Below are 14,456 nucleotides of genomic sequence, written 5' to 3'. Positions count from 1 at the left end.
ATCACCTCTTGCCCTATAAAAAGAGCTAAATTAAACTTTCAATATTCTTTGAATAAGCCATTAACCCCTCAACTAATATTTCACCTGTACCAGGTTTCATGTGGTAAAGCTTTTCCATGTTTTCACCAGTGATAATTTCATCTGGGGTACCAACAAAAACCTGTCTGTTTCCATCTACGGCCACTACCTTGTCTGCTATAGCTGGAACAAACTCAAGCTCATGAATAGACATAATAACCGCAATATTTCGTTCCTTAGAAAGGCGTTTAATAAGAGCCAGCAAATCAAGCTTATATTGAACATCCAAAAAGGAGGTAGGCTCATCTAGAATCATTATTTCTGGCTCCTGGCAAATTGCACGAGCAAGCATCACTCGCTGTCTTTGACCATCACTTATTTTGGAAAAATCCTTATCCAAAACAGCCTCGGCCCCAACCAGATGAATAGACTCTAAAACCTTGGCTTTATCTTCTTCCTTTAGTAACCCCAACGCTCCTGTGTAAGGATATCGACCTGTGGCCACAATGTCGAAGCAGGTCATAAGTTCTGGATGAATTCTCTCAGTCATAACCATTGATATAACTTTAGCTATGCTTTCTTCAGACATCTGAGACTCATCTTCATTGCTTATGTATATTTTACCATTAATTCGGTTTAGTTGTCTTGTAATAGTCTTAAGTACTGTGGATTTACCAGCTCCGTTTGGACCAATTAGAGCATAAATCTCCCCTGGCTCAACAGAAAAGCTTAGGTTAGACACTACCGGTGTATCGTAACCTACTGATAATTCCTCCAACTTAATTTTCTTATCCACGCTGCATCTCCTTACGCTTAATTAGAAGATAAATAACCACTGGTGCTAAAAACAAAGCAGTAACCGCACTAATGCTCATCTCTGTAGGAGCAAAAGCTGTGCGAGCCACATCATCACAGGCCAATGTAATAATCCCACCACCAATAAAACACGCTGGTATCATAACTATAGGCTTAGCTGTCTTAAAAAGACTTCTCATTATGTGTGGCACCGCTATACCCACAAAGGATATTGGACCTGCAAAAGCTGTAACCGTGGCAGACAAAAGACTTGATAATAGAATTAAAATCCCTCTTAAAACCTTAACATTTACTCCCATATTTCTGGCGTAGGCTTCTCCCAATTGATAAGCTCCAATTGGCTTAGACATAAAGAAGGAAACAATGACCGTAATTGTAACCAACACAAAGGAAAACATAACCTGTCCAGAACTAATTCCTGAAAAGCTTCCTAAGGACCAATTATGAAGATTTACAATATTTGAATCCTCCGCAAAAGTCACCACAAACTCTGTAATTGCTGAGCATATGTAGCCAATCATAACACCACATACTATAAGCAAAGACATATTTCGAACTTTTTGAGACATAAGTAGAACTGCTCCCATAGCAAGAAGGGAGCCTAAGAAAGCTGCAAAAACCATTCCTAGAGAATTGATATAGATTCCTTTTCCTAATAGAAATACCATTAAAAGTGCCACAAAAAGCTTGGCACCAGAAGATATACCAAGAACGTAAGGTCCTGCAATTGGATTCCCAAAGAAAATCTGAAGAAGAAATCCTGAGACGGCCAATGCTCCACCCAGAATAATTGCTGCTAAAATCCTAGGCATTCTTATGGTTATAAGGATTTTTGAATAGTAATCGTCTTCTGAACTAGTGAGTGAAGATATTATTTCACCTGGAGAAATATCTGCGCTTCCCATAGCAAGGCTAGCTAATGCTAGCCCCATTAGCACGAGAATCATCAATATAAAAATAAGAGTATAATTTCGTTTTTTCACAAATTACTCCTTAAGCTTAAAGATATAAGTCAAAGAATCCGTCTGTCCATTAAGCACTTTATTCATATCTTCAATGAACTCCGCCACATTTGAACTTGCCTGGAAGTATTCCTTTGATAAACAATACACCTGGCCGTCTTTAACAGCCTTAAAATCAGCAAGAATCTGGTTCTTTTTGATAAGATCCATAGTGGATTCCACTTCACCCTCAACAGTGCTATTGTATATCAAAATATCCGCGTCACCTGCGTATATGAAGAAATCTTCTGATGTTATCTTCATGGTAGAAAGAGCATTTTCATCAGTGCCCTTTATCTTTTCAGGAACATATTTACCACCTGCCATATTAATCATTGTGGCAATATAATCTCCTGGCTTTCTAATTACAAAAATTCCCTTAGAGGTAACCGAAAACACTGCCACACTCTTTTCTGGTGTGCCTGTGTTGCTAAAGGCTGTGGCGCCCTTTACCTGCTTCGTAAATACGTTATCTGCTTCTTCCATTTTATCATACAAAAGACCGTAAAGCTTAATCCATTCCAATCTTCCAAGAGGATGACTTTCGTAGCTGGACAACTCGACCATTACTGGAATGCCCAGACTTTCAAGTTTTTCTTTTACCGCCGGAGTATGATAAATCATTGTGTTTTCAATGGCCAAATTACACTCATCTGTTAGAAGCAATTCATAATCAGGAGCTGAATACTTTCCAGCGTAGATAATGTCGCCCTTTTTCATACTCTTCTTTGCAGAAGAGACATACCATTCACTGGCTTTTGTGCCTGTAAAGCTGATATTGTCTAAAGCATCAACAGATGAGATTAAATCCATTACAGAAGTGGAAACAAGGTAGGTTTTGTCCACTGATCCCAAAAAGGTTATGTCACTTGATAATCCTTTAGGCTCAGGTGCATTTTTTAAGGATTTTAAAAAGTGCTGTGTGTAATCTCCAGAGCCGATGGTAATAAGAGCATACTGTTTTTTTGAGCCATCCTCAAAATAGTCGACTGTATACTGTGTGGCATATTCAAGGGTCATTGAACCTGTTTTGGACAGACCGGATTTTTTTAGGGCTTCTGACAGCTTCTTCTCCGCTTCCGCAGAAGACACCTCATCAGTCAGCTTCTTCTCCGCTTCCGCTACGGTCGGCTCAGATCGGAGGTCCCCCGGACCTCCTTCGCCCTCAAGGGGAAGCCCTGAAGTTTTTGGCGAAGATACCGTCAGCTCATACTCAATCTCATGAGGCTGGCTCATGGCTGTGGTATCACCAATTACCTTAAAGGCCTTGTCATATTCTGCAAAAGGAATTGTAAACTTGGAATTATCACCTTCAGAAGCTTCATTATCAAAACGCTGCCCTTCCACTAACATATAGTCATAGTTGGAGCTTGACCAAATCAATTCCACAGTCCTCTTGCCATCAGTCTCCACGACGGTAGCTGGAGAGTTTACGGAAGCTCTTCCACTGCCACCTGAAAGTGAAACCTGACAGCTATATGTAACTACAGAGTTATCACTTACACTCTGCAGCTTGTTATCTTGTTCAGTTTTATTAAAAAAGCTGCAGGCTGTTAAGCAAATAGCCAGCACTGCAGCAAAAAATACTAATTTTTTCTTCAAAAGACACCTCTTCCGGTTCTTATTGTGCAACAGGATTTGAAACGCTTACCTTGTGATCATACCAAGTGCCCTTCTCACCGATAAGTGCTAAGTCAAATTCCTCATCAAGATTTTCTACAGGAACATCAAAACCATATACTGTGTCAGTTGTTCCATCTTCATAAGTAATCTCATCTTCTGTTGGCTGAAGCCAGTTTGCTTCGTCTCCTTCAGCATCAGCCGCTAGACCAACATAAAGATTTAAAATCTTCTTTGATACAAGAGAAATATGAACAGTCATCTTTCCATCCTCTACAGTAAGGGCTCCGTGACCATTCATAGCCTCATTAACGTGGAACATACCACTGTCAGTAGTGAAATCCACCTGGTATACTCCATCTTCAAGAGCAGCAGCATCTGAAACTTCTGTAGGCTCAGTAGCTTCCTCTTCTTCTGTATCAGGCTCCTGCTCTGTTTCTGTTGTCTGTTCTACAGTTGCTTCTGAGGACTCCTTCTCTGTAGTCTGTGAAGTTCCACAGGCTACAAGAGAAATAGTCATAATTGTTGTTAATAAAAGTGTGAATAATTTCTTCTTCATTATTTAAGCGCTTCCTTTGTGTGTTCTACATATATTTTCTGAACATCTTCAATTCCACCTAAGCCGTTAATCTGACAGCTAATTTCAGAGAATGCTCCTGATGCATTGAACTGTGCTGCCCAAGATTCGTCATCCTGCAAATCAGCCATATCGTTGTTTGCATGATCACCTGCAACAACCATAAGTGGACGAAGAACAACCTTTGTGTAACCTGCAGCCTTAACTGCTTCAATTATATTTTCGCAAGCTGTCTCCTCTGGCTCACCCTCAACTGTACCGATGAATACATTCTTGTAGCCAAGCTTGTCCATCTGTGTCTGCATCTGAGAATAAGTAACCTTTGCAGTATGGCTTGTACCATGTCCCATAAATACAAATGCAACGCCATCCTTTTCAGCTGCCTCTAAGGAATCAAAGCCACCATCCTTAACTGCCTCTGCTGTAATAGCCTTTGCTACCTTTTCCTTATCTGCATTGATAACAGTTGCGTCTTTTCCAACCTCTCCAAGAAGTGGCTCAGCAACCTTTACTGATTCAAACTTGTCTGTATATTTATCAAGCTCTGCAACAAGCTCATCATACTCAGCACCGTGCATAAGGTGTGTTGGCTGAACCACAAGGTTCTTAACACCATTTTCTACTGCTCTATCAAGAGCCTGCTGAACATTATCAATCTTCTCATTATCACGAGCCTGAATGTGATTAATAATAATCTGAGCTGTAAAGGCACGTCTTACAGACCAATCAGGATTAGCCTCCGCTATAGCCTTCTCGATTCCACCAATATCCTGAACACGGCTATCATTGAAGGATGTACCAAAGCTTACAACAAGGATTTCATTCTCGCCAATATCATCCTGATTTAAAGGATCATCCTTGCTGGCATCACCTGTATCTCTACCGAAATAATCAGGATCAGCATTCTCGCCTTCAACAAGCTCCTTTGCTGTATCTGAAAGAGCATCCCAAGCTGCTTTTGCTGCAGCACACTGCTCATCTGTTTTATCTGTACGCTCCTGAACATAGATTGCATCAATTAATGCTGCACATTCTTCCGCTGCCAATTTATCAGCATCCTCCTCACCTGCATCAGTCTTTTCATCTGCAGTTGCTTCTGTCTCAGTTGTTGCAGTTTCATCTGTAGACTCTGTTGAAGCACTTCCGCAAGCTCCAAACAAAAGAGCTGCTGACATTGTTACTGCAAGTAAACTAACTAATCTTTTCTTCATGTTCGTCCTCCTTAATATATTAAGACTCGCGAACACAAACCAAAAGGGCCGCATACTGCGACCCTTAATTCTCAAATAATAGAATCAAGATTCGAAAGTCCGCAAATCTTAGATACAAGAATAGGCAGGTCTCCTGACTTCGATCATCATTTGCTTCCTCTTCCCAAATAACTCAGTGATATAAAAGCAAACTCCCTAACACAGTGACGGCTTCGCTCTGGATTCTCACCAGATTCCCTTTTCACTCATACCCGATTCGTATATACGAACCCCATGAGCACCTATACTCAACAATATATTTAATTCAGTGAAAACGTTAACATATTTGTATATCACTGTCAAACCTAATCTTCTGTAGATATGGCAATAATTACCACCTCAAAGGCTACAAAAGAAGTGATAGGATTTCTTCCAATAAACTTTATAAACAAGTCTATCTTCATGCTCTGTTCATGCAAGCCTTCCACTAATTCCCACTTGCCAGAGTCCACACATTTGTTAATTACATTAATGAAATCAACCTCAGGTAGTCTTTTTTGTTTTATCATTACAGCACCTAGATCAGTTTCATCAATAAAATCTGCTCTAACAAGGAATTTTGCGAAAGTCTTATTGTATCTAATAATATAGATACTATCTTCTCTAAACTCCAATATACCTGTAGGCAACTGTCCAAAGAAATCATTTGATCTCCAGTTGTAGTCAACGTTTACTTCAGGCTCTACTACATTGATACGAGAAATGGCATCATAATAAGCGGTCTCATTTTCATTCTCAATGCTATTGCCAATATTTGCCCCGTAAATTGCATACCACTCATCCATAGGTATTGGTTTTGCGAAATAATAACCTTGAAGCTTTGCTACTCCGATTTCTCTGAGGAACTTAACCTGCTCAATGGTTTCAACACCTTCCACCAAGGTATCTATGCCAAGCTTTTTAGCCATCTGAACAAGCTGTCTTAGAATAATATGATTTTTACGAGATGAACTAAACTCTCTCATAAATCTCATATCAAACTTTATCAAATCAAAATCGAATTGCTGAAGCATATTAAGAGATGAATAACCACTTCCGAAATCATCCATCCAAACCTTAAAGCCCGCCTTATGGAATCGATTAATCTGAGTAGATACAAAATCAGGATCCAAACCAGAAACACTCTCTGTAACCTCAATGGTAAGAAAATCCGGTTCAAGCTTGGAAGCCTTGATTCGTTTGTCTATCTCTTCCACAATGTCGCAAAGCTCAAAATCATATTTGGATAGATTAAGTGATACAGGAACTAATGGCATTCCCTTCTCTAAAACTTCTTCTCCATGCTCAATAATTCTATCTAAAATATATAAATCTAGCTTATGAATAAGCTTAACATCCTCTAAAACGTAAATAAAATGATCAGGTGGAATTAAGCCTCTTACAGGATCATTCCAACGAGCAAGAGCTTCCTCATCGCAAACCAAACCATTGACAGCTCTTATGATTTGCTGATAGTAAGGCATAATCCAACGTTCTTCCATAGCCTTTTCAAAGTTGTTAATTACGTATTGATGATTTGAAGCTACCGCATGGGTGTTATTATCATAATACGAATACTTTGAAACATAAGCGCCTTTTTCCTTGTCAGATGCAACCTTTGCTCTATCAAAGGCTGTACTAGCTGGAACATCTTCAAACTCCATAGAGTAAATACCAACATGTACAGGTAAGGTTCTACCTTCATTAGCATATTTAATATCAGTAAAGATATTTATCAGGATTTCTTCGATTCCTTCCATTTTGGTGTATACTGCAAAATGGTCAGAACCCATTCGTCCACAATTTTCATTAGGAAAATACTTTTTGAGAATCATTGAAAAAGAAACCAAAAGGTTATCTCCTTCTCTGATTCCATATTTATCATTGAAAAATTTCATTCCTGTTAAATCAAAGAACAAAATACCTGGGATATGTCCTGACTCAATTATGGTCATTTTGCCAGACTCGGCTAACTGTAAAAAATAAGACATGTTCGGTAAACCTGTAAGGGTGTCATAAAAGTTATCCCTTATCAGGCTTTCTTTTTTCATAATATCTTTAAAGTTAGACGCCAGCTTTTCGGTAAGCGGATTATCCTCGTCCTGGCCCAGCCCCTCAACCATATATAAAGTTGAAGAAAGCATAGTACCATCTTCTGTAAAGAAGTGAGCTCCGTGAGAATGCAAAATAACATAGTCATTAAGAACATGTGACATTGTTCTATAGACACAATCAAAGGTCTCACCACCAGAAGCAAACTTAAGGGCAGCATCTGCCACACGAGCCTTATCATCTGGATGAGTGTCTCTGTACATGTCATCATCCAAAAGCTTGATTACATCTGCTCTTTCCATCCCCATAAGTTTGCACATACCATCAGTAACAAGGAGTGTAACAACTCTTTTGTCAATATACTGATATATGGCCATTGGGAGATTTAATCGCTCCAATGTATATCTTTCTACTTTGTCAAACTCATACCTTCCCATTTAGAAATTCCCCCAAGTAAAATTATTTAAAATACATTAAGCAATACTCACACAGATACAGTATAGATAAAAATAATGAATTTACTGTTAAAAAAAACAATAAATTCATTATTTTATAAAACTATTTTATATCAAATTGTTCGCGGAGTAGGATTGCCTGTCGCTCCACCTCTTCTATAAACTCTCTGGAAGAAATAAGTCTTGCCCCTGCACCACGTATAATCACCTGTTCCAGGCCATCTGAGGTAACTACGGTTATGTCATATTTTTTGCCGTGCTCGTGGGTAAATCTCTCAATATATGCATCCGCAGTTTGAGCCTCCGCAGTGAATACCTGATGGATGTTAAGATAATCACTGGCTTCTACCGGATGGCCCTTAACCCTATAGGCGTCAAAAACCGCAATCACATTATAGTCTGTCATGGCTTTATAATTGCTAAGGATATCTAGAAGCTTTCCCCTTGCTCCATCAAGATTAACCTCCAAAACTTCCTTAAGCTCAGGCCATGCATATATCAAATTGTAGCCATCTACAAGAAGATATTTTTCTCTAGGCTTAATCTCCTTAGGCGCTTTGTACACATAGTCCGAATCCACTCTCCTTGGCCGGTTTCCCTCACCATAGTGCCATCCTTTTTTGGGATTCTTTCCCTGATTGCTATGGGTTGCCATAGCAAGAATCTTGTCGATTTCATCTGGATCCAGCCATTCATCAACAGAGTGATTCATTCTTTTTGCCACATCCATTTCCTGAGAAAGTTCTGACTTATCAGAAAGACATGACACATGGCAATGTTCTTTAACCTCCTGCCAAGGAACAATGGTGGCTGCTCCATGAGAACAGAAAACTGAAGCTGCAGGATTATCCACATCAGCATCAGGATTATAACCGTAGGCTTCTATGACCTGTTCAGAGTTGTGACATTTTTTGTAACCGTCAAACACTAATGACAATCTGCCTTCCCCCTTTGTAAAAGCCACCAGCTTAGCACTATAATTTCTGATTTCAACTGCAGGTGCTACGCCTCGAAGAATAGACATATTATTAAAATCTTCAGGTGCTTCAAAGGTGCCACTCATGGCTTCGATGTCAGTCATAGCTCTTCCAACTGCTGAAGTTGGAATTGTCATTTCAAAACGAAAATATGGTTCTAAAATTTCCGTGCCTGCTTCCATAAATCCTTGACGAATTGCTCTGTAGGTTGCCTCTCTAAAATCGCCACCTTCTGTGTGCTTAATGTGGGCTTTGCCTCCAATAATTGTATACTTCACATCCGTTATAGGTGCACCAATAGATGTTCCAAGATGTTCCTTTTCAAGGATGTGTGTCTCAATAAGTCGCTGCCAGTTAAGAGCCAAAGCATCTACTGACACATCAGCTTCAACGCTTATACCACTTCCCTCCGGCTGGGGCTCCATCAATAAATGGACCTCGGCATAATGGCGTAATGGTTCAAAATGTCCTACACCCTCCACCTTATCTTTCAAGGCCTCTTTGTATAAAACACCTGCCTCAATAAACTCTACCTGATAACCAAGCCCTTCTTTAATTCTATTAACAAGAATTTCTGTTTGAACCTCTCCCATAAGATTCATTCTTATCTGCTCGGCTTTTTCATCCCAGGAAACGCTTAAGGATGGGTCTTCCTCGTTAAGAGCACAAAGCTTTGGATAAGCAACTCTTGGAACTGTATCATCTAAGAATTTAAGCTCATAAGAAAGAACTGGTGTCAAGGAAAGCTCTGGTCTGTTTTCTTCTATACCAAGGCCTTGGCCTGCGAAGGTTTCTTTAGGTCCAACAAGGGCCACTACATCACCAGCAAAAACCTCATCCACCTGAGTGTATTTCTCACCTGAATATAGTCGAAGCTCGTTGACCTTCTCCTGGTTTGACAACATGCTCTTCACCTGGAGACTTCCACCAGTAACCTTCATAAAGCTTAGCCTTACATCTCGGCCTAAGCTTTCTATCTTGTAGATTCTTCCACCAAAATCCTCTGGACGTTTCACCGAACCTGAAAGATTTGTCATAGCCTTCATCAATAAATCTACTCCTTGGTTTTTAAGAGCTGAACCTGAATATACAGGATAAACCTTCAAGGAATTAATGAGATTAGTAACTGTAGCTGAGCTTAACTTTTCAGTATCTAAAAACTCCTCCATGGTTGCTTCGTCTGATAAAGCCATAGCTTCATAATCATCTGCGAAAACGCATTTATCTGAAATCTGACTTTTCAAGTCGCTCATAATTTGCGACAGTTCCACCTGAGGCATATCAGTTTTGTTTATAAAAATAAGTGTAGGAATGCTGTTATCCCTAAGCAATTTAAATATAGTCTTTGTGTGAGCCTGAACACCGTCAGTACCAGAAATCAAAAGAATTGCATAATCCAACGCCCATATGGCACGCTCCGCCTCAGTTGAAAAATCCACATGACCAGGAGTGTCTAAGAGAGTAAACTCTTCTCCCTCATAATCGAAAATTGCAGGCTTAGTAAAAATAGTAATCCCGCGATTTTTTTCTTGATTATCTGTATCTAAAAAAGCGTCCCCATGGTCTACTCGACCAATAGACGCTATTTTTCCTGCATTATATAAAATGGCTTCAGACAAAGTAGTTTTGCCTGCATCCACGTGAGCCATTATTCCCCAAACTGATTTCATAAACACCTCATCCGCCCTTCGGGCACCTTCTCCTCAAGGAGAAGGCAAAAATTTTAGTTGTATCCTCTAAATCCCTTGCCGATAATTTCACTAGAGTTTGTTATTGCAATAAATGCTGAAGGCTGATTCTTTCTAATGAAAGTCTTAAGCTCTACAGCCTGCTGTCTTTTAAGAATTGTAAGTATGACAGTCTTTTCCTGATGACCATAAGCGCCCTCTGCTTTGTACACAGTAGCACCCTTTCCTAAATCATTCATAATGAAATCTACTATTGGATCTGGGTCATTACATATGATAGTAAAGTACTTTACAAGATTAATATTCTCTATGGTTTCATCCACAACCAATGACTTTGCCAAAAGTCCCACCAAAGAGAACAAACCTGTCTGTACATTAAATACCAAGCAGGCACTGGCAACAATCATTATATCTGACATAAAAAGAGCTGTACCAATATCTACCTTGGTATATTTCTTGAGAATCATAGCCACAATATCTGTTCCACCTGACGATGCACCAAGGTTGAAAAAGATTGCAGACGCAAAAGCAGGAAGGGCAATGGCAAACATAAGCTCAAGAACAGGCTCTGTAGTCAAAGGTCCTTCCATTGGCCAAAATCTTTCACATATGCTAGGGCCAAAAGAAACAAGTAAAGTTATGTAGGTGGTCTTTACTCCGAATTCCTTGCCAAAAACAATAAATCCAAGAAGTAACAAAAACATATTTATTATTAAGTTAATGTATCCAGGTGTGTGTGGCAACAATGCAGCAAGTACAATTGAAAGACCACTTACTCCTCCAAATGAAAAATGATTTGGGAATTTAAAAAAGTATATTCCAACAACCATCACCACAGAAGCAATGGTAAACATAATATATTCATATATGTCTTGTTTGTGCATATAAATTCTATGTATCATACACTCTCCTAACCCAAAAGTCTGAGACCCTTTGGATAATGATTTTTTATCTGGCCTTTAACAGCCTTACCCCATCCCAGAGAATAACCATCTACTGTAATTAAGGTCCATCCATCCTCCACTTCCCCATAGAGGGATTGGCCTTTAAGATAGTTTTCTGCTTCCCTAGAATTGCTATCCACATCAAAGACTCTCTTAACCTCGTCAGCCTTAACTGCAAGAGCTAAAGCGTGACTTGGCTCAAAACGATTCTTCTTTAAAGTGCCAAGGAAAAGCCCTCCCCTAAGAACATGTAAACCTTCAAAATCTGGGCAACCCTCAGGAAGCATATAAAGCAAATCCTTTACAAGAATTAAATTCTTAGACCATTGCTTTGGATCTGCCATTGTTTCTTTTATGAAGCTTTTGTAATCCACCAAAAGCTTATCATTTATCTTTTTATAGCTGTAGAGATTTCTATCAGCTGCACATTCCTCGGCTCTGCCATCGCCATCAGCCTTTTCAAGAAGACAAGCATAATGGCCCTCTCCCTTAACTTGATGTGGCCATAATCTTTTTTCTTCCACAACGGACATATCAGGATGCCTTTTTACAAAGGCTGCCACAGTCTCCTCATCCTCTGCCCTTGCAAAGGTACAAGTGCTATAACAAATTCTTCCTCCTGGAATGAGCATCTCATAGGCTCTATCTAAAATTTCGGCCTGTCTTTCGGCGCACATCTGAACCGACTCTAAAGACCACTCATCACAGGCCTCATGGTTCTTTCTGAACATGCCCTCTCCAGAGCATGGCGCATCCACCATTATCTTATCAAAATATTCATGATATTTCTGTGAAAGTTTGTCTGGGAATTCAGAGGTGACAATACAATTTCTAATGCCAAGGCGTTCCACATTTTCCGAAAGAATCTTGGCCCTGTTTTTCATAGGCTCATTGGAAACCAGTATGCCGGTACCATTAAGATATCCTGCTATCTGGGTAGATTTACCTCCTGGAGCAGAACATAAATCAAGACAGATTTCATAGGGCTTTGGATCAAGCATCTCCACTGGAAGCTGAGCTGATGCATCCTGAATATAATAAACACCAGCCTGATGATAAGGATGAATACCTGGACGGCTTTCCTCATCGTTGTAGTAATATCCGTTCTTTGACCATTCCACTGGCTCAGTTAACATATGAGAGATTTTCTCTTTAGCCTTGTCATCTGCCTTTATAGGATTAAATCTGAGGGCTGATATTTTGTTTTCCTCATATGAACGCAAAAACGCATGGAAGTCAGGACCTAAGTCCTGCTCCATGCGGTTAATAAAATCAATTGGTAAAAATGATGATGAGGACATTTACATACGCTCCGGTGCATTAAAGCCAAGAAGGTCAATAGCCTTTTCAAGAACATCTCTTGTAAGACTAAGTAGCTTCAAGTAGCTAGCCTTAACTGTCTCATCCTCCTCAGCCAATATTTTTGTATCGTGATAAAATCTGTTGAAAGCATTTGCTAAATCGTAGATGTAAGCACAAATCTTGTGAGGCGCCATATCCTCGTATGCAGAAGAAAGTGCAGCCATGAACTTTGTAAGCTCAAGCTGAAGTGCTCTCTCTGACTCTGAGTGTGCTGGAAGGATTCCACCTTCACAAGCGAACTCTCCTGCCTTTGCAAGAATTGATTTACATCTAACAATAGTGTAAAGGATGTATGGACCTGTGTTTCCTTCAGCAGATGTGAATCTATCGATATCGAAGATATAATCCTTTGAAGCCTGGTTTGAAAGATCACCATACTTAACAGCAGAAAGTCCAACTATACGAGCTGTCTTAAGTGCATCCTCTTCATCCATTGTACCATTCTCTCTAATCTTCTCAAGCATCTTGTCTTCAACTTCCTGAAGAAGATACTCAAGACGCATAACGCCACCCTGACGAGTCTTGAATGGCTTTCCGTCCTTTCCGTTCATAGTACCAAAGCCTACGAAGAAAAGGTTTGTAGAATCAGGAACGATGCCTGTCTTCTTTGCACAACGGAATACCTGTGTAAAGTAAAGCTCCTGACGCTTATCTACAACGTAGATGATTGAATCAGGATTGTAATCCTTCATACGCCAAACCATTGTTGCAAGGTCTGTTGTATTGTATAAAGATGCACCATCTGACTTAAGAATCATACATGGTGGAACTTCTTTTGTATCTGTGTCTTCCTTAACATCAACAACAAGAGCACCCTCTGAAATGTATGCGAAGCCATCGTCCTTCATCTTCTGAACCATATCAGGGATGTAAGGCTGTGCATCTGACTCACCCTTCCAAAGATCAAAGTCTACATCAAGCTTTTCGTAGTTTCTCTTAAGGTCAGTAACTGACACATTAAGAATGTGTGAAAGAAGAGCCTGGTAACCCTTTCTTCCATGTTGAAGCTCGAAAGTTGCCTTAAGAGCAGCCTCCTTGTATGCCTCATCCTCCTTTGACTTTCCCGATGCGCAAGGATAAATCTCTTCAAGCTCTGAAATTGTGAAAGGTGGCTCTACTGGGTATTCACCATCATAGTTTTCATCAAAGTATACAAGCTCAGGCTTACGAAGCTTAAGCTCTGTAATGATAAGACCCATCTGAAGGCCCCAGTCACCAAGGTGAACATCACCGATTACCTCATCACCCATGAAACGAGCTGTGCGCTTAATAGACTCACCAATAATTGCAGAACGAAGGTGTCCAACGTGAAGTGGCTTTGCAACGTTTGGTCCGCCGTAATCAATCATAACCTTCTTTGGCGACGCTACCTTTTCTACACCAAAACGCTCTTTATCAGCTGCCATATCTGAAACGAAGTTTGCTATAAACTCATCAGAAAGATTCATATTAATAAAGCCTGGAGGGCATGCCTCACACTTAGAAAACATATTGTTTTCTGCAAGCTTCTCTGCCACCTCTGTAGCAATACCGATTGGGGCTTTCTTGTATTCCTTTGCAGCGGCTAATGCACCGTTACACTGGAACTGACAAAGATCAGGTCTGTTTGAAAGTGAAACCATTCCATATTTCTCATCATAACCGCAATCTTTGAAGCCCTGAATAACAACTTCTTTAATCTGCTGAAGAATTTCTTTCATCATGTCCTCCGTATATC

10 protein-coding genes and 1 riboswitch are annotated in these 14,456 nt (G+C 39.9%); all 10 genes read right to left on the bottom strand.

Annotated elements, in window-relative coordinates; translation table 11 throughout:
• Positions 1 to 25: 25 nt before the first annotated feature.
• The gene (locus BLR54_RS00715) at positions 26 to 814 is read right to left on the bottom strand and encodes an ABC transporter ATP-binding protein (protein ID WP_090416310.1); all 789 of its coding nucleotides are present in this window, start codon (positions 812 to 814) and stop codon (positions 26 to 28) included.
• The gene (locus tag BLR54_RS00710; protein ID WP_090417247.1) at positions 807 to 1,781 is read right to left on the bottom strand and encodes a FecCD family ABC transporter permease; all 975 of its coding nucleotides are present in this window, start codon (positions 1,779 to 1,781) and stop codon (positions 807 to 809) included. The genes BLR54_RS00715 and BLR54_RS00710 overlap by 8 nt, the downstream gene beginning before the upstream one ends.
• A gap of 39 nt (positions 1,782 to 1,820) precedes the next feature.
• Positions 1,821 to 3,437, bottom strand: coding sequence for a TroA family protein (locus tag BLR54_RS00705; RefSeq protein WP_242871172.1), 1,617 nt, complete (start codon positions 3,435 to 3,437; stop codon positions 1,821 to 1,823).
• A gap of 19 nt (positions 3,438 to 3,456) precedes the next feature.
• The gene (locus tag BLR54_RS00700) at positions 3,457 to 4,014 is read right to left on the bottom strand and encodes a hypothetical protein (protein ID WP_090416309.1); all 558 of its coding nucleotides are present in this window, start codon (positions 4,012 to 4,014) and stop codon (positions 3,457 to 3,459) included.
• Positions 4,014 to 5,243, bottom strand: a complete 1,230-nt coding sequence (locus BLR54_RS00695) for a sirohydrochlorin cobaltochelatase (protein WP_090416308.1) — start codon at positions 5,241 to 5,243, stop codon at positions 4,014 to 4,016. The genes BLR54_RS00700 and BLR54_RS00695 overlap by 1 nt, the downstream gene beginning before the upstream one ends.
• 106 nt (positions 5,244 to 5,349) lie before the next feature.
• Positions 5,350 to 5,543: riboswitch (cobalamin riboswitch) on the bottom strand.
• Between the two features lie 44 nt (positions 5,544 to 5,587).
• Positions 5,588 to 7,750, bottom strand: a complete 2,163-nt coding sequence (locus BLR54_RS00690; protein ID WP_090416307.1) for an EAL domain-containing protein — start codon at positions 7,748 to 7,750, stop codon at positions 5,588 to 5,590.
• Between the two features lie 121 nt (positions 7,751 to 7,871).
• Positions 7,872 to 10,415, bottom strand: coding sequence for a translation factor GTPase family protein (locus BLR54_RS00685; RefSeq protein WP_090416306.1), 2,544 nt, complete (start codon positions 10,413 to 10,415; stop codon positions 7,872 to 7,874).
• A 53-nt stretch (positions 10,416 to 10,468) separates the two neighbouring features.
• Positions 10,469 to 11,335 carry a YitT family protein gene (locus tag BLR54_RS00680; RefSeq protein ID WP_090416305.1) on the bottom strand — a complete coding sequence of 289 codons (867 nt, stop codon included), beginning with the start codon at positions 11,333 to 11,335 and terminating at the stop codon, positions 10,469 to 10,471.
• An 8-nt stretch (positions 11,336 to 11,343) separates the two neighbouring features.
• A complete protein-coding gene (locus BLR54_RS00675) occupies positions 11,344 to 12,678 on the bottom strand; it encodes an RsmF rRNA methyltransferase first C-terminal domain-containing protein (protein ID WP_090416304.1) in 1,335 nt (444 codons plus the stop codon).
• Positions 12,679 to 14,439, bottom strand: a complete 1,761-nt coding sequence (argS, locus tag BLR54_RS00670; RefSeq protein ID WP_090416303.1) for an arginine--tRNA ligase — start codon at positions 14,437 to 14,439, stop codon at positions 12,679 to 12,681.
• Between the last annotated feature and the right edge of the window lie 17 nt (positions 14,440 to 14,456).

The sequence above is a fragment of the Pseudobutyrivibrio sp. YE44 genome (genome assembly GCF_900104335.1).
Classification (GTDB): Bacteria; Bacillota; Clostridia; order Lachnospirales; family Lachnospiraceae; genus Pseudobutyrivibrio.
Note: the sequence above shows the minus strand (reverse complement) of the source record. Positions and strands in the feature narration are given on the sequence as shown.

Coding starts and splice junctions, on each gene's coding strand:
- BLR54_RS00680 (WP_090416305.1), bottom strand. CDS start 11,335: ATGATACATAGAATTTATATGCACAAACAAGACATATATGAATATATT.
- argS (WP_090416303.1), bottom strand. CDS start 14,439: ATGAAAGAAATTCTTCAGCAGATTAAAGAAGTTGTTATTCAGGGCTTC.
- BLR54_RS00685 (WP_090416306.1), bottom strand. CDS start 10,415: ATGAAATCAGTTTGGGGAATAATGGCTCACGTGGATGCAGGCAAAACT.
- BLR54_RS00710 (WP_090417247.1), bottom strand. CDS start 1,781: ATGATTCTCGTGCTAATGGGGCTAGCATTAGCTAGCCTTGCTATGGGA.
- BLR54_RS00700 (WP_090416309.1), bottom strand. CDS start 4,014: ATGAAGAAGAAATTATTCACACTTTTATTAACAACAATTATGACTATT.
- BLR54_RS00690 (WP_090416307.1), bottom strand. CDS start 7,750: ATGGGAAGGTATGAGTTTGACAAAGTAGAAAGATATACATTGGAGCGA.
- BLR54_RS00695 (WP_090416308.1), bottom strand. CDS start 5,243: ATGAAGAAAAGATTAGTTAGTTTACTTGCAGTAACAATGTCAGCAGCT.
- BLR54_RS00675 (WP_090416304.1), bottom strand. CDS start 12,678: ATGTCCTCATCATCATTTTTACCAATTGATTTTATTAACCGCATGGAG.